This is a genomic window from Streptomyces sp. NPDC026377, assembly GCF_055567715.1.
Map to the genome: position 1 here is coordinate 1 of NZ_JBVHPV010000035.1, position 17044 is coordinate 17044.

6 protein-coding genes and 4 pseudogenes are annotated in these 17044 nt (G+C 66.4%); 1 reads left to right on the forward strand and 9 read right to left on the reverse strand.

What is annotated here, in order from left to right; genetic code table 11:
• From ACZ4MU_RS34760 to ACZ4MU_RS34790, 7 genes and pseudogenes are all read right to left on the reverse strand, one after another.
• Positions 1-130, reverse strand: a 130-nt coding sequence (locus ACZ4MU_RS34760; protein ID WP_467883564.1) for a transposase, incomplete at its 3' end; no start/stop codon positions are given.
• Between the two features lie 619 nt (positions 131-749).
• Positions 750-1166, reverse strand: a pseudogene (locus tag ACZ4MU_RS34765) (helix-turn-helix domain-containing protein); the annotation flags it as partial.
• Positions 1167-1225: 59 nt separating this feature from the next.
• Positions 1226-1558 (reverse strand): hypothetical protein, encoded by a 333-nt coding sequence (locus tag ACZ4MU_RS34770; RefSeq protein ID WP_467883554.1) that lies wholly within the window; start codon positions 1556-1558, stop codon positions 1226-1228.
• A gap of 22 nt (positions 1559-1580) precedes the next feature.
• Complete coding sequence (locus tag ACZ4MU_RS34775; RefSeq protein WP_467883556.1) at positions 1581-8048, reverse strand: RHS repeat-associated core domain-containing protein; 6468 nt, start codon at positions 8046-8048, stop codon at positions 1581-1583.
• Between the two features lie 238 nt (positions 8049-8286).
• Positions 8287-11787, reverse strand: coding sequence for a laminin G domain-containing protein (locus ACZ4MU_RS34780; RefSeq protein WP_467883558.1), 3501 nt, complete (start codon positions 11785-11787; stop codon positions 8287-8289).
• Between the two features lie 625 nt (positions 11788-12412).
• Positions 12413-12625 (reverse strand): annotated as a pseudogene (locus ACZ4MU_RS34785) (transposase); the annotation flags it as partial.
• A gap of 417 nt (positions 12626-13042) precedes the next feature.
• Positions 13043-13942, reverse strand: a complete 900-nt coding sequence (locus ACZ4MU_RS34790; protein WP_467883560.1) for a LysR family transcriptional regulator — start codon at positions 13940-13942, stop codon at positions 13043-13045.
• Between the two features lie 100 nt (positions 13943-14042).
• On the opposite strand from ACZ4MU_RS34790, the gene ACZ4MU_RS34795 reads away from it, so the two are divergent.
• Positions 14043-15047, forward strand: coding sequence for an NADP-dependent oxidoreductase (locus tag ACZ4MU_RS34795; protein WP_467883562.1), 1005 nt, complete (start codon positions 14043-14045; stop codon positions 15045-15047).
• 236 nt (positions 15048-15283) lie between these two features.
• On the opposite strand, the pseudogene ACZ4MU_RS34800 reads toward ACZ4MU_RS34795, so the two are convergent.
• Positions 15284-16258: pseudogene (locus ACZ4MU_RS34800) on the reverse strand (IS256 family transposase).
• Positions 16259-16671: 413 nt separating this feature from the next.
• Positions 16672-16941: pseudogene (locus ACZ4MU_RS34805) on the reverse strand (ArsR/SmtB family transcription factor); the annotation flags it as partial.
• Positions 16942-17044: the final 103 nt, after the last annotated feature.

The window sequence follows — 17044 nt, forward strand, 5'->3', positions numbered from 1 at the left end:
TCCGGACCCGGTACAGAACCCCGTTGATCACACGCCGATGATCACTCCACCGGCCCCCACGAGTCCCGCCAGCCGGCAAGAACGACTCCAGCCTGCCCCACTCCGCGTTCGTCAGATCCCCACGGCCCATACAGACAGCCTGGCCTCAACAACCCACCTCTGTCAGGAGATCCGAGAAACAGTGCCTAGGGCCGAACCGTGGGCAGACGACGACGCTCCTCCGTACGGCATCGTCATCACCACGACGTCGAGCAGCCGCCTGTGGGTCATGATCACGTGCGCTCTGGCCTCCGGCACCCGCATGGACGACGCCGACGTCCCCGTCATCGGACACGCCCTCCCCGCAGTGCCCTTCCCTGCCCTCTACCAGGACGGAAAGATCACCCCTTCCACCGCTGAGGCCTACCTCGTCACGGCCCTCACCAACAGCCACCACCCCGAGATCGCCCAGGCCTATGGTTACACCGACGGCACAGGTACGCCATCCCGGCGTTGGCATCGACTTCCACAACGGCGCCAAAGCGTTCCTGTCCTTCGCGCACACCACCCGCACCGGCCAGGACCGGGGCCGGGAGAAATACTAGCTGCAGGGCGAGTTCTGACCAGGCGGCCGCAGCACTGCACAGACCTACGACCGGCCGCGCCGTGTGCAGCAGGAACTTCGAGAACGAACACCAAAGCAAGGAGCGGAGCATGACCAGGCACGTGGTGCGGCTGCAATTCAGGGCGGGCAGTCCGGCCACGGAAGGCGGCTCATCGGCGGCAATGCGGTCGGTGGGGATCAGCGTGCCGTCGCCGACGACGAAATCACCCTCGTCCAGGCCGGTCAGGGCCTCGTGCAAGCCCGGCGCCCACGCCGCGAGGAGGTCGAGGGTCTCGCTGACGTAGCGCCAGGCTGTGGCTGTCGAGACGCCGAAGCCCGCTGCCAGGGCGGATAGCAGCCCGTTCTTGCGCAGGTGCACCAGTACGAGCAAAGCCTGCCGGAAGCAGTCCAGCTTCCGCCACCGCGAGCGGAGTTCACACCTTCGTGCGTAGATGAACCAGGAAACATGCTCAACCAGCTCATGCGGGACGTCGACCGTGGCGCGATGCGGGACCAAGCGAGGCTCCTCGGACGATGCGTGGTGCGTAGAGGACACCAGCGCAACGACCAGGAGCCTCGCCATGTCACCCCGCCCCATTGACCTGCACCTTCACCCTGCAGGGACAGGATGAAGAAGGTTCACTACCTAGAGAGGCTCTCTGGCAGGACCGGAAGGTCCTCTTCAAAGTCACAGTCGGCGAGAGCGCGGATTTTTCGGCTCCACAAGGCCCGAAGGATCAGGGAAATTGCATCGACCACGTCACCTGGCGCAAGACCCGGATTCGACTCGCACTCAATCACTGTCGGCCATTGAAGAAACTCGGCCGAGTTGACCATATCATCCTCAGCATAGCCGTTGTCTGTGACGCAGAGCTTCATGCCTTGAATTTCAATTTCACACCCTGCCCTTTGGCCGCCTATTCCCTCAAGGAGGTCACAGATGGAATCCTGATTCTCCCGGTTCACATAGATCATGCAGTATTCGTATGATTCTGCGTCATTTGACGCCAATGAACGGACCTTCATCGAAGGGCCCTCCGATCTTGATGACGGAAACGTCAACTTTCGCCACATTGTCGCCGAGAATTCCGGCTATTTCTTGACGTATCGAACTCAGCCTTGGCCTCACGTCGCCTGCAGTTATCTTACCGGTGGCCACCGCATGATCCCGCGTACTCTCGTTCTGCGACCCCGGATTCGGAGGCCGGGACCAACGCTTGGCGATCAGGGAATTGAACACCTCCGGGGTGACGCGAACCGCGATATCAATATCAGATCCGCCCGTCACATTGCCCGTAACGCGGCTGCCCTGAACAACGACATCCGCCTCAATCTCCAACTCTCGATTGAAGACTTTGGCCATTTCAGCGAACTGCACCCTCGTGAGACCTTCAGGAATTCGCACCATTTGATTCCAGCGGGCCCCGGGGCGTATCGCGAAGAAGCCGTAGCTCCCACCGAGCATTCCGGAGATAATGGCCGACCTGAATGAGGAATTCTGAAGAGTACATCTCCAACCTCCATCGCAATCAACCAGGTCCGGAATTTGGCTACCATCCGCGGGACCGACAACCAGGCCACCTTTTACATTTCCAGCGTTGATATTTGAGTCCGTAGGCCCTGGGGCACTTCCACAGCCGTAATTCATCCCCATAGCCCAAGTGCAGCTAGGAGTACCCTCACGAAGGGTGCCACCAGTTCCACCGCTGCTGTCGATGGACGCGGTGCCGCTCCCCCCAGTCCCCATCGTGTCGCCGCCGATGCCGACGCAGCTGGCGGACATGTTGCCGGCGTAGCAGTTGTTGGCGCCCGGCTGGTCCGTCTGGCAGCTGTGGGTCGCGGCGCAGTCGGAGCCGGCTTCACGCATCAGTCCCGTGGGGTCCGAGGCGGTGACCGGGGTGTTGCTCGCGTAGCTGTAGCCGTTGAGGGACTGGTGCTGGTCGGGAGCCAGGACGGGGTCGACACTGATGAATTGCCCCAGGCCCGGATCGTACTCGCGGGCTCCGACATGGGTGAGGCCTGTTGTTTTGTCGGCGGGCTTGCCGAGGAACGCTTTGTCGTCGGGCCATGCCGTCGGAGCCGTGCCGCGGGGGCCACCGAAAGGTGTGGTGTAGCGCTTCGTGGTCGCCATGGTGGCGGCATCGATGGCAAGGCTGCTCGTGCCATGATGATCCGACGCCAGGAAGCTCAGTCGCGTGCTGACACCGCCTGCAGTCGCTGTCCGGACGGCTATGGCCTGGCCCGCGGCCGTGTAGTAGCGGGTCCCTGAGAGGGTCTTGGACGTTCCCTTGGTGGTAAGGCGGACTTCGGTGGAGCCGATGTAGAGGACGGTGTCGCCGTCCCCCGTGGGCCGCCTGACGAGCAGTTCGCCGTTTGCGTCGTAGAGGTAGTCCGTCTCCAGGGCAGGCTTTGGCCCTGCGGGCGGTTCCGTCGTCGTGATGAGCCGGCCTTCGGCGTTCCACGCCAGCGTCTGCTGAGCCTGGGTGCCCGGGCGGCTTGTGGTGTTGCCGGTCTTGTCGTAGGCGTACGTGCTGGTCGTGGTCCCAGTCGTCGTGCTGCTCAGCGGGTGCGGCTGGCTTGCCGGGGTGCCGTACTGATAGACGGTGGCTGTGTCGCCCGACGTCGTGTGCTGGGTCTCCGTTTTGCGCTGGCCTCCGTCGTTGTAGGTGTAGCTGGTCCAGTACGGAGCCGCTCCGTCCAGGTTCGCGACCGTGCGACTGCTCACCGTGCAGTCGGCCGTCTTCGGGGTCCATGCTTCGGTGAGGCGGCGGTGGCCGTCGTAGGCGAAGCACTGGTTGTCGGGCTTGGACGTGCCGCCTTGCGTGGCGCTGTCGAAGATCGACGTGACGTTGCCGGCGTCGTCCTGTTTGAAGGTCAGGTCCTGCGGCTTGAAGCTGTGGACGTCGTCCGTGACGTAGGAGTGCGTCAGGCGGCGGGTGCCGTCCTCGTAGTCGTAGGTGAGGTACGCCTTCTTGGAAGCCGTCGGGTCGGTGCCGAGGGTCAGCTGGCGGAGGTCGCCGAGGGGTGAGTAGAGCGCGCCTTGGAGGTAGCCGGTGGTGCCTTTGGAGGTGAGCTGCTGGCCGACGTTGCCGTAGGTGTACGAGACGGTCTCGGAGGTGAGGCCCGCGACTGCCGGGTTGCCGGACTGCTTGACGGTGCCGTCCAGGTTGTAAACCGTGCTGAATGCCAGCGTCTTCGGTACGCCCGCCGTGACCAGTGGGTCGCTGTCGGGCAGCGTCAGTGAGTTGCCGGTGACCTGGTAGAGGCTGTCGTAGCCGGTGACTTTCTGGACGTAGCTCTTGCTGGCGGTCTGCTTGATGCCGTTCTCGTAGCGCTCGGCGGTGTCTCCTTGTCCCCTGGCGAGGGTGTCGAAGGTCCAGGCGGCGAGCTTGTTGGCGTCGGTCTTGGCGCCATCCCACAGCCCGGTTTGGCGGCCGAGCGTGTCGTACTCGGTGATGAGCGTCTTGCCTCGGGCGTCGGTGCCCGCGATCGCCTGGTCGAGTTCGTTGTACGCCGTGGTGCTCTTGCCTTTGTCCGGGTCGGAGGTGCCGGTAGCACGGCCGAACAGGTCGTAGTCGTAGGACCACTTGGCTTTGTCCGGGCCGATGACGGTCGTCTGCTTGCCGGAGGGCGCGTAGGTGTAGGTCGTGGTGGTGTAGTCGATGCCTGTCGGCTGCGGTCCGCCGTATTCGCGGCGCTCGGTCGTCTGTCCGAGTGCGTTGGTGATAACGGTGGTTGCCTGGCCGCCGGCGGGTGCGGTGGTGGAGACGGTGTCGCCCGTGTAGCTGGTCTCGGTCGTCCATCGCGGCACGTTGTGGACCTTGGTGACCGCCTTGGTCGCGCGGCCCGCGCCGTCGTAGGTGGTGTCGGTCTCCGACGGGGCCTGGCCGCCGTCGGTCTGTACGAGAGTCGAATTGGGTGCCGTCTTCTCGTCCCAGATGTCCGACTGCGCCGAGACGGCGAGGCCGCGGTCGTCGTACAGGGTCTGCGCGATCACGCGGCCGCTGACGGGCGACGGCGTCTGCACCTGCCGGGGGCGCAGCTGTGCGTCGTAGATCTCGTACGTGGTGTTGTAGCCGGAGCCGTCGCCCTTGAGGGTGCCGGTCGATACCCAGGGCAGGTCTGCGGCGGTGACGCTGTACTCGTAGACGTAGTTGGGGGTCTTACCCAGCGAGCGGGGGCGGCTGGCCAGCCACACCTTGGTGATCCGCCCCAGGGCGTCGTACTCGGACTCGGTGACCTTGCCGTTGGGGTCGGTGACCTTCACCGGCGCACCGGTGGCGAAGTCGACCGCGGTCGTGGCCGTGTGGCCCTTGGCGTTGGCGACCGACGTCGAGGTGAGCGGGCCCGCAGCCTCCGGGGCGTAGGTCGTGGCGGCGGTCTTCAGACCGTTGGTGTCGTAGACCGCTGTGACGCGGCCGAGCGTGTCGTAAGTGCTGGTGGTGACCTTCTGCCAGGTGGGCTGGGTGTCCGCGCCGTATCCCTTGGCCCGTCCCGTCCACTTCGCCTCGCCCTTGGTGGGCTTCTGCGTCTCGCTCCAAACGGTGGCGTCGTCGTATGCGGTGGCGGTGTCGGTGACGACGTCGCCGGGGCGGCTGGAGTCGGTGGGCAGGTCGGCGCGGGTTTCCGGGATGCCGCAGCGGGTGGCCAGGGTACGGCTGCGGGAGACCAGGGAGTTGATGCCGAGGGTGTCGTTGCGCGCGTACCAGGTGCGGGTGCACTTCTCGTCGCCGGTGACGGCGTCGTCGCCTTGGTCCTCGGCGGTGTAGGCCATGCCGTAATCGTCGTAGCGGGTCACCGTGGAGCGGACGCGGTCCTTGGGGGTGCCGCTGCTGGTGATGTTGGTGCGGGCGTGGGTGGCGCCGGTGCGGACGTAGTACGACTCGATGTCGGCATAGGACTTGTGCTGGGTCGCGGTGAGCTTCGACCAGGGGTCGTTGATCTGGCCGCCGACCTCCTGCGCCCCGTTGTAGGTGGCGGTCTCGCGGGTGAAGCCGGCGTACTGGTCGTCGTCGGCGATCGCCTCGGCCTTGATGCCGGTGACGCTCACGGACTTTCTCTTGTCCGGGTCCGCGCTCTTGCCGTCTGTGCCGAGGACGCGGTCGCCGTTCATGCCGCGCAGGTAGGCGGTGACGGTCTTGGACTGGGTGTGGTCGGAGGCGCCGGTGAGGTGGGTGACCTGGGCGAAGCCGCGCCAGATCGACCAGGTGCGCTCCTTCTCCTTGGTCAGTGGGTCGTCGTTGTAGTGCCAGGCGCCGCCACCCGCATAGCTGTAGCTGTGCTCGACGGGCTCGGATCCGCCGTGCGGGTCGGTGGTGGTCACGGCCTGGACGGGGTACTTCTGGAACCAGTCCAGGATCGGGTCCTTGCCGCCGTTCGGCGACCAGTAGACCGGGTAGCAGCGCTTGGTGTTCGTATCCAGCTTCGGCTTGGTCTGCCCTGCGGTGCAGTCGGCGGGCAGGTAGCTGACGGTGGTCTGGGCGCCCGCCTCGGAGGTGATGGTGCGCAGGCGCGGCTTGTTCAGGGGCAGGATGTCGTCGGTGGTGCCGTCGACGCGGTTCGGGTAGTACTCGTGGCTGAACTTGACCGGGTCGAGAGAGATATCCGTGCCGTGCTGGCCGGTGTGGCGGATCTGGTCCAGCCACAGCGACTGGTCGGTGGCGTCGCCGGTGTCGCCCGGGTCGAGGTACTTCTGAGTCAGGGACCAGGAGTCGACCTTGGCGTAGTCGGGCGTTGTGGCGGCCGCGTTCCAGGCGTAGGTGGTGATCGCTGTCATCCGCTTGCGGGTGAAGAACGTCGGCCCGACGTTGCCCGTGCACTTGGCGTCGTCCTTGCAGACGGCGTCGAAGGGGACGTCCGGCCAGTTGTCCCGGCTGTCCTTGGTCAGTTCGTCGCAGCCGGTACCGGAGGCCAGGCAGCGTTCGGCGTAGCTGAAGACGACCTTGTCGGAGGCAGCGGGGCCCCCCGTGCCCTTGAAGAGGGAGCCGGCGCGCTGGCCGTAGCGGATCTCGTTGAGGTAGCCGCCGCGGATGTAGCGGTTGCCGGTGGTGTCGTCGCCGAGCAGGTCGTAGTTGTTGGTCTCGGCGGTGTACCAGTACGACATGGCGTTGCCGTGGGTGTCCTCGACGTAGTCGAGGTTCCACCGCCACGCCTGGCGCTTCCAGCGATCGGCGAAGGTGGAGCCGTCCGCGTAGCCCGGCTCGTCCTTGTCGTCGCCGAAGACCGGTACGGTCCAGGCCGAATTGGTGCGCTCGTCCGTGGCGCCGTCGAGCTTGTTGAGACCGAAGACATACTTGGTGCCCTCGCCGGTGATGACGGTCCAGTATTCGCCGTCGTCGTCGCCGTTGGCGGCGCCGGTCGAGCGGGTGACAGTGGAGGCGTCATCGTCCTTCAGCCGCCACTTGCCGCTCGTGTCGTCCTTGACCAGTTCGGTGGCCTTGCCGTTCAGGACGAGCGAGGCGTTGTCGTACTTCCAGCACAGGTCGAACTTGTCGTCGTGCCCGTCATCGTCACACGAGCCGTACTTGCGCTCAACGTAGGAGGAGGTGAGGTCGAAGCCCTCACCTATCACCGTGCCCTGGTTGTTCGTCGATGCAGTACGGCCGTCCACACTTCCGGAGTCGTAGGAGATCTTCAGATCCGGCTTCGGGCCTGCTGCGGACGGGGGCACCCGGAGCGGATACGACCAGGTGAAAGTGCCGGATGAACCGCCCGCCTCCCAGGTGGACGAGGCCGCGAGCGGGGTCGCTTTGTAGTCACCCGACCCGGACTGGGTACCGGCCGCCAGCGCCACCACCATGGTCTGGCCGGACGCCGCTGCGACGCCTTTGGCCTTGGCGGGGTTGAGGCTCAGTTTCGCGTCCAGTCGGTTGCTCTTGCGGTGGTTGATGGATTCCAGCGGCGTGCGGGTACGGCACTTGGCGTCAGCTGGTGAGGTGAGTGCGCATTCCGGCAGCCGGACCGCTTGGAGGCGGCCCGCCCAGTCACCGCCGTAGGCGGAGGCGAACTTGGCGTAGTCAATGCCAAGTTCGGCAGTGCCGCCGGTGGGGGGTCCTTGAATGGACAGCACCACGCCTTTCACACCAAGCGCAGCCGCTTGCTTCTGGTCGAGGACCTTGACGTCGACGGCCTCGGCTGCTCCCTGCCGCTGTCGCTGGGCAGTACCGGACCTGGAGAGCGTGAGCGGCAGCGATCCGGGGGTGGCGGTGGCCTTCCCGGTGGCGGACATGGTCAGCGTGGCGCTGGCAGCCGTCGGCCACGTGACCGGCTTGCCATGGGCCGCCTTGGCGCGAGCTGCGTCCTCACGCTCTGCTGCCTCCGCCTTCTTCATGACGGCCTCGGTCTTCTTGTTCGCCTTCGCAGCGAATGGGGAGACCTTGTCCGGGTGCGGAGCGTTGAGCTTGGGTCGGCCGAGCGGGTCCACGTCAGCTGCCGTCGCGGCCTGGGTCAGTAGAGCGGGCAGCATGGCGAAGGCCACGGTGGCGGCGACGCGGCGGGCGGCCCGCCCTCTCCAGGCGGGTCTCGCAGCGGTTGAACTGAGCGGGTTCATCTCACGTCCGTTTCAACGGGTGCGGCAGCACGTGCCGTACGTCTGTGCCTGCGCTGGGACCTCGTGAGCGTGTCCAGCGGGCGGGATGGGCTTCAGCGGGGCGCGGCTCGCGAGGGCCGGGCAGCGGTGTGCGCACCGCTGCCCCGGTCCCCTGTCAACGGACTGCTGCGAAGCCCAGGACCTTCTCGTTGATCTGGTCTGCGGTCATGGCCCCGGTCCAGACACGCAGCTCACCGATCCTGGCTGGCAGGGCCCCCGTCGCGGTGCCGCCTGCGGATCCCCGGCCCACGTTCAGTGGGCCCTTGCCCTGGACAGGGCTGGTGAATGCGGGCTCCGTGTCTGCGGCTTGATCGGCGTGCCCCACATAGAGGTGGGCCTTGCCGTAGCCGGCGCCTGTCTCCTCCGTGCTGTCGAAGACACCGGTGAGCTGCACCCAGGTGTCCAACTCGGCGGCGGCCTCGGAGGACACGGATGCGGAGGCAGTCACCTTGCCCGCGGCGTCGGTTGCGGTGCGGCCGAAGTGCCAGCGGTAGGCTGGCACGCCGTCGCCGTCGGGGTCGACCTTGTCCAGCCATAGTGCCCACGACGACTCCTCGCCAGTCGCGGCCGTCTGGGAAAAGATCTGGGCCCGGTAGCCGACCGGTTTAGTGTCGAGCTTCGCCCTGTCCAGCTTCACCTTTGCCGTCACGGTGAACGAGCCCGTCTCGTCGACTACCGGGCCGGTGGTGGAGAGGTAGCCGCCCTGCCCGTCCAGTATTACGGCCGGCTCGGCGGCATCGGGGCTCGCGCCCAGAGCCGAGAGCGTCATGGGGCCGGCAGGATAGGGAGTGCTCTGCGGCATCTTGCCGGGGACAATGGTGCTCGCATTCCACTGGCCCACGAGAGCGGTGGCGGGCACGCTGTTGTCCGTCAGGGTGTTGTCAGCTCGTACCTGATCACCACTGAGGGCGTTCTGCCACACTTGGATCTCGTCGATGGCTCCGGTGAAATACTCGCCGACCTTCGAGCGGCCGAACAGGGTTCCTTCTGTGGAGGCCGAGGGTGTGTAGGCGGCATTCGCCTGGTACAGGTTGACGGGGTCGCCCTGAGGACGGCCGTTCACGAGCAGTTGGATGGTGTCGTTCTTCGGATCGGCGTCGCCCTTGTCGTCGAAGACACCCGCCAGGTGGGTCCACACGTTCGTCGGTGGGTTCTCCACAACGCCCAAGGCTCGGACGTAGTCCGTATTGGGGGTGTCTGCGGCGATCCGGTTGAACGCCCAGCGCTTGAGTCCGGCGGAATAGTAGAGATGGAACGCCGACCCGTAGTTGCCCGGGGCCGAGACCACCACTGCAGTCTTGGAGGAATCGGTGAGGAGCGCCCATGCCGAGACGGTGAACGAACTGCGGGTGTTCAGGACGGGTGCGTCCGTCGACGCGTATCCGACCTGCCTGGCGGGATCGGTCACATCATTGTTCAGCCGCAGCGAGTAGTCGCCTGCTCCCCGTCGTCCCAGCGTCGACCAGGTCGCCGCTGTGTTTCCGGCTTGCGGGTGCAAGGTGGCGGGATGCCGGATGCCCTCGGTCGCAGTGTCGGCGGTGGTGGTGACGGCTGAGCTCGGGGCGCCGTCTGCGAACGACCACCGGCCGACCGGTCCGGGTGCCGGGGCCACTTTGAAGACGAACTCCGAGGGGGTACCCCACCGGTCACGGACGTCTTTCGCCTCCACAGTCAATACCTGCGTGCCGGAGAGTGTCGGGACGGGGCGGATGCGGGTTGCGAGCCCGGTCACTTCATGGGCCGACTTCTCGGACAGCAACCGCCACCGGTAACCCTGAACGTCCGCATCACCGGTACCAGGAGTGAGGACGAAGTCACCGGGTTGGCCCGGCGCACCCCGACCCTCACACACGTCACCACACTGGGTGTAGACGCTGCTCTCCCCTAGCGTGATCTTCGGGGCCCTGGGCGCCGTCGCGTCGATCCTGAAATAGCAGTTCGGGGTGAACTTCCCCGGCAGGTACTCCGAACGGCCATCGGGGAAGTAGTACGAGAGCGTCCGCGCCCGCATCCGGTACGTGGTCCCGTCCGCCAACGCGGGAGTCCGCTTCGACCGGACCGTGCCGTCGGCGTCGTAGCCAGAATCGGGAGTGTAGACACTCCAGTGGTACGTCCAGCCGCCCTTGCCGTCCGGTCGCTCCACCACCATGTGTCCCCGCAGCGAACCGCGGGATTCCCCCGAGGCCGGTTGGGTGTTAGCCTCCACAGCAGCCTGAACGATCGGGTCAGTACGCGTCACGACGATGGGTCCGCGCGGGTTGGTTGCGCAGTAGGACGTCGTACCGTCGCCCGGGATTATCCCGTAGCGCGTCGGGTACCCAGGCTTGACGGCGTACGTTACCTGCAGCGTGGCGCTCTTGGTGAACCGCTTCCAGGCCGAGGCATCGCCCTCATCTGCGGCCCGCAGCATCAGCGTCAGCCGCGAGAAACTGCCGTCGGCGAAGGAGCGCACGGTTGGCGTCAGGTTCTCATTCGATTCTGCCGGATTGTCGCTAAACTCGATCCACGAATCCGGCTGCGCTGGACTGCAGTTATCCCCTCGCCCGGCAGAAACGTTCCGGTCGCCCATCATGTCCCTGGCCGCGGGACCGGGCCAGCGGGAGCCTGCGGAGATGTTGTCAGTGCGCCACAGTTCCAGCCAGTGCGGATTGCAGTCGAACGACCACGTCTCATACGCCCGGAACGAGGCATTCAGAACGTACTTGCCGATCAGATTGCCGGGCGCGAACTGGAAGTACATCCGATTGGTGTAATTAGCGCCGGTCGTGCAGTAGTACGGTCCGGAACGGCTGCAGTGCCCCACCCCGTAGGAGTCGCCGTCGAAGTCGTAGAAGCTGTCCCCGTCCGACGAGAGCACCGTGCGCTCGGTCAACGTCGCACCGATCGGCGGATCGATGTAAACCGGGTAGACCGTGCTCTTACCGCGCAGCAGTCCCTGGTCAGGCTTCACGGAAACCGTACTGCCGTGAACCTGGACCGGCAGGACAGCAGTGGCGTCGCCGTCATCAGGACGCGCGGCCGCCCCCACGGCGTCGCCAGTGCCGGGCTCCGCCGCACCGGCGATCTTGGCCCGGAGCGTCTGCGGGGCGCTGGGCGCGCTGTCACCGGCGGAGTCCCACATGAGTCCGGCCGGACCGCCGAAGACCGTGTTGCCATTGCCGTCCACCGCGCGGAGACCGCCACCGGCGCCGGGCGCGACGGTGAGTGCGTCACCGCTCGCGGTCATGGCGATCTGGTTCAGGGCCGGATTCGCCGCCGCCTCGGGCGACTTGACGACCAGAACCTGGCGGAAGCCCTCGGCCGTCGCGGTCACCTGCAGATCCACCCCGGGAAGCGTCTCGGGATAGGTGGCCGTCGCACCGTCCAGTGTTGGTTCTGGAAGAGGGGCTGGCCACCTGAGGGAGAACGCTCCCTGCCTGCTACCCAGACGGATCAGGCTCTTGCCGTCCCCGCCCCCGGAGAGCGCCAAGTCGACCACAGCGCTCTTGGGGCCGATCGTTCCGTCACCCCGTCGCGCCAAGGTCACGTCAATGTCATGCCACTCGCCGTCCTTGCCGCGCGCCCTCTGCGGAGTAGCGGACTGCTCGAGCGTGTACGTGCCGTCGGGGTTCGCCATGGTCTGCGAGTACTCAGTCCGCTCCGACACCGCCTCAACCGGCTCCCCCGTCACAGCCGCACGGGCCGAAGGTGACACATCTGCCGCCACGGCTCGCCCGACGCCTGCCACAGCCCCGTATGCCTCGGCTTGAGGAAGTACACCCACTGCAAGGGTCAACCCCAGCAACGTCCCCACGGCACGAGCCGTTCTTCGCCGAAATCCAGACACAGTAACCCCCCACACCTCAAGGGTCTCCCCAGACCCTCCACCCAAAGCGACCGCAAGGCGATCATGAGGAGAAGACGCTACGCGCAACAGCACCACCACAAGACACGGCGTCCCCCTCAGGTTGCTGCATTGCAGCAACCTGAGGGGGGCATATTTAGCCCTAATATCGACATAGCAGCAGGAACACGCCATGCCGAATGGGAAGCTATTTGCGGCCGTGCCACGGGAATGGTGCGACCTCAGACGTATGTGGCTGCAACTGGAAGCAACAACTATTGGACATGGCGCATAAACACTTGCCACTAGGATGCACTCGCTGCCACCCAAGACCTGTCCCGTAACTGCTGGTCAGGGATAAGATGATCTTGCTGTGTCTGGCGTGATCACCGCGTAGGATCCCTCCTAAGACCGTGTCCTACATGGTCAGTTGGAGGAGCCGTTTGTAGCAGCAGAGGGCTGCGGCGAGGCCAAGAAAAGCCAGGTAATTGCGGGGATTTCGTTCGTAGCGGTGGTTGAGTCGGCGGTAGCCGGTCAGCCAGGACATGGTCCGCTCGATGACCCACCTGCGTCGCCCGAGGCGCTCGCTGGACTCGATGCCCTTCCGCGCGATACGGACGCCGATGCGCTTGCCCCAGAGCCATTTCCGCAGTTTCCGGCACCAAGATCGCTGCGAGGCCTTTCGCGGAGGATTCGCCACGTATCCCCGCCTTGACAAGGCGGGTATCGACGTCGACCACCGCCGCATCGGCCGCACCGTTCTCGACGCCCAACGAAAGAGAGACGGGGCTCGGCTGCGGCAAGTCGTGCTTCCTAGCGCGCGACCTGGCGGGGGGGGTGGTTGAGGAGGGCTCGATCCCGGGAGGACCTTGGGGTCGTGCGTGACCCCGAGGATCTAGATCGCGTGCCTGAGAAGTTCGGATTCCATCGACGGCATGGCAACCTCCAGCGCTTCGACGAGGCGAAGGGGCAGGCTGTGGTGGTTGAACGCCTCACTGACCGACTTCAGATATGACAGCGATGCCTTGACCCGGCTGCCCGCTGCCGGTCAGATGGCGGAGCCGGCAGCCCGCAGCTCCCTCACCAGAGCGCGCACGACGGCGGAACCGGCGAGCTCCGGGGTGGTCACATAGCCGACACGGCGCGTCGGGCGCTCCGGACCGAGATCGGTGATCTCGATCGAGTCCGTTGCCCCGACCAGGGAGAGCGCGGGCATAATCGCCATTCCGTGCCCCCCGCTCACGAGCGAGAGCACTGCTCCGTCGTCCTCGGCCTCGATCGTGGCCCTCGGGATCCAGTCCTGCGCGCCCCACCAGGCGCGGGTGTACGAGCCGCAGTTCTCGACCCAGTCGACCAGCGGCAGCGAGCGCGGAGCCGGGTGTCCGGCCGGATACACCAGGGAGTAGCTCTCTTCGAAGAGTCCGCTCGCCACCAGCCCCGCCGGCAGATGCGCTCCGTCCAAGGTGGCAATGGCGAGATCCGACCGTCCGTCGGCCACCTCGCCCGCCGTGCCGCGCCCGAGCTCGCGGACGATCCGCACCTGCGGCTCGATCCCGGGATACCGCGCGCGCAGCCGCTGCAGGACCGGCGGCAGCAGGTGCAGCGCGGTGCTGCGGAAGGCCGCGATCCGCAGCGGGCCCTCCGGCCCCTGCGTCGCCTCGGACCGGGCGGCTCCCCGCGCCTCGGCGACGAGCACGTCCAGCAGCCGCAGGGTACGGCGCGCATGCGCCACAGCCTTCTCCCCCGCCGGAGTGGGTCTCGCACCGCTGCGGCCGCGTTCGAACAAAACCGCGCCGATCTTGCGCTCGCTGCCGCGCACCGAGTGGGAGACCGCGGACTGTGTCAGGCCGAGTGCCTCGGCCCCGGCCGAGAAGCCGCCGGCGTCCGCAACCGCCACCAGGATGCGCAGTTCGTGCGGAGCGAGATCGGTGTCGGTCGTACGGGCCACAGGGCGCTCACCTCTAGGTATGAGAACTGCTCATGGAACGGGGCGTCACATGAGCCCAACCGCCTGCCCGAGGGCTCCATTCCCGTCCTACGGTCCCGTCATGACCGAGAACGCGATCACCGTCCAGCAGACCGCCCGCCCCCACGGCTTCCCCACCACCGAGGATTTCACCTTCGTCGAGTCCGCCATTCCCGATCCTGCGGTCGGCACCGCGCTCGTGGAGAACCTCTACTGGTCCGTCGACCCGTACCACCGCGAGATGATGGACGACGTGCCGGGCGGCTTCGCGCTCCACACACCGCTCGAGGGCCGGACCCTCGGGCGCGTCGTCGCCTCGCGGACGCCGGAGCTGCCCGAGGGCGAGATCGTGTTCCACCGGCAGGGCTGGCGCACGCACTCCGTGGTCCGACCCGAGGAGATCCGCAGACTCCCCCGCTTCGACGGGGTCCCCCTGACGGCGTACCTGAGCGTCCTCGGCGGCACCGGACTGACCGCCTACGTGGGCCTCACCCGGATCGCCCGCCTCCGCGAGGGCGACGACCTCTTCGTCTCCGCCGCAGCCGGCGGCGTCGGCACGGCCACTGGCCGGTTCGCCCGGCTGCTGGGCGCCGGCCGACTCGTGGGCAGCGCGGGCTCGGCGGCCAAGGTCGACCACCTGACCCGGGAGGTGGGCTACGACGCGGCGTTCGACTACCATGACGGCCTCGCCGCTGAACTGCTCGCCGAGGCTGCACCGGACGGCATCGACGTCTTCGTCGACAACGTCGGCGGCGAACAACTGGCCGCCGCAGTAGGCGCACTGCGCGAGTTCGGGCGCATCGTCCGGATCGGCACCATCAGCCGCTACAACACCCCGGACGCGCCCCCGCCGCACTTCAACTACTCGGACATCGTGGAGAAGAGCCTCCGCATGGAGGGCTTCTTGGTCAGCAACTACCGCGACCTGCAAGACGAGCTGTATGAGTTCGCGGTCCCCCATCTGCAGAGCGGCCGGCTAGCGCTGGACCAGACGGTGGTGGACGGGTTCGAGCACATCGTGGACGCATTCCTGGGCATGCTGCACGGCAAGAACACCGGAAAGATCATCGTGCGGGACCACGCGTAGGCCTGGTCCGGCCGTCGCTGCGCGTGCCGCGTCACTTCGGCGGCCGCGCACCGAAGCCAAGCATGCCAGGTCAGATCAGAGCGGATTCCCGGACCCTTGTGGCGGGCTCTTGACGGTCAGGCGGGCCGTATCGGCGTCCAAGCCGGTGCCACGTAGAAGAACGCCGAGCATCGCTGCGGCGTCCCGTCGGTCAGGTTCGCGGTCGCTCAGGGCTTCGAGTGCAGCGAACACATCCTTCATGCGGCTACCCCGGACCGCTCGACCAGGACGCCGTTCTCAAACTTGGCTCCGGAGCGGACCAGGGCGGCGAGGAAGGCCCCGGTAATCGCGCGCCAGCGGGCCTGGGCGGACTCGACCAGCTTGAACACCATCGCCAGGGCGGCTGCCGGCCCCGCGGGTGACCTTGGTCCGAAGCTTCCCGCTGGAGAAGGTCGACTCGATGGGGTTCGTGGTCCTCAGATGGATCCAGTGCTCGGCGGGGAAGTCGTAGAACGCCAGCAGTTCCTCCACATCGTCGGTGATCTTCGCGACGGCCTTGGGCCACTTCGCGCCATACGCCCTCTCGAACGCGGTGACCGCCTTCTCTGTGTGCGCACGGTCCTCGGCGATGTAGATCTCCTGCAGAGCCTTCCTCGCGCCGGGCTGTGCAGACTTCTTCGGCTGAGCGTTCGTGAAGTTCCGGGTTTTGTGAACCCGACACCTCTGGTGCCTGGCCTGCTAAGACGCTTTCTGCCAGCACCCTCCACAATCCCATCGCGCCGTCGCCTACCACGAGCATCGGGTCGCGCATCCCGCGCCGTCGGCAGTCACGCAGCAGGTCCGCCCAGAACTCGGTGGACTCGCGCAGGCCCTCGGCGATCGCGATCAGCTCCTTGGCGCCGTCGCCCGACGACAGGCCGTGGAGATGGAGCAGCGGCACCTCGCTGATCTTCGGGGACTTCCGGCACCACGGCGCGAGAATCGTCGAGGAGAACCGCTGACGTTCACCCGTCTCCTCGTCGACCCGCTTGTCGTTCACGCGCGGGGCGGCCACCTCGATGGGCGGCAGACGTGGTCACCGTCCTCGGCCGGTGGCGGCCATTGCGCACCACCAGCCGGCGGTCGGCCTCGTCACGCTGATCGGCCAGCTCGGCTATGTACTGGTCCACCTCCGCCTCCAGGGCGGCGGTCAGCATCCGCCGAGCGCCGTCGCGGACGATCTCGTCGATCAGGGAACTGCCCCGGTCGTGCCGCTTCGTTGACTGCGCTGAGCACGGGCGTACCTTCCCGACCCGTGTTCACAGCGTGGGCCTACTGGGTGACTTGACGACCACTCACCCGGGAAGGTACGCCCTCGCGCATCCTCCAGAGGAGTTGATCCGCAGGTCCTGAGCATTGCTCGACGTACTGCCTGCCGGCGCTGATCGCTTCGGCTTGCCCGATCAGGTCAGCGTGCGTGAACCCCAGCAGGGCCCGTTCCACCGCCCGGTGCAGGTGAGCCGAAGCGGTAGTTGTCACCTGTCTCGCTCAGATGATCTGGTTCGTGGCTATGACTGTGACCTGCGGCGACCAGAAGTGTCGGGACGCCAGGTCGGCGAATTTCTCAGTCGACGTAGTCCGCCGTGCGCGGGTGCCAGTCTCCGTCTCAGTCCATTTGGTCCGAGCAGGTGCCGTTGCCAGTGGGTGATTCGTTGGCTCGCAGAATCGTGTCGAGCAGGTCGGGGAAACGGACTTGCAGCTCAGCGGTGCGCAGTGTGGTCAGTTTAAGGTTTCCTTCCTCGCGCTGGTGGATGAGGCCCGCCTCGCGCAGGACCTTGAAGTGGTGGCTGAGGGTGGAAGGTGCCACCTCGGCAGGGAAGGTGCCGCAGGCGCGTTCGGGTGTGGCGTACAGAGTGCGGACGATGGTCATACGGGTCGGATCGGCTAGGCACTGTTTCTTGGATCATGTTCGGAGCCAGATGATGAGGGCTGCGAGGGTGACGGTGCCGAGGTAGGTGTAGGCCCGTTTCTCGTAACGG

Bases quoted from the DNA above. Each gene is read 5' to 3' on its own strand.
- ACZ4MU_RS34770 (WP_467883554.1), bottom strand. From the start codon at position 1,558: ATGATCTATGTGAACCGGGAGAATCAGGATTCCATCTGTGACCTCCTT.
- ACZ4MU_RS34775 (WP_467883556.1), bottom strand. From the start codon at position 8,048: ATGCTGCCCGCTCTACTGACCCAGGCCGCGACGGCAGCTGACGTGGAC.
- ACZ4MU_RS34780 (WP_467883558.1), bottom strand. From the start codon at position 11,787: ATGGCGAACCCCGACGGCACGTACACGCTCGAGCAGTCCGCTACTCCG.
- ACZ4MU_RS34795 (WP_467883562.1), top strand. From the start codon at position 14,043: ATGACCGAGAACGCGATCACCGTCCAGCAGACCGCCCGCCCCCACGGC.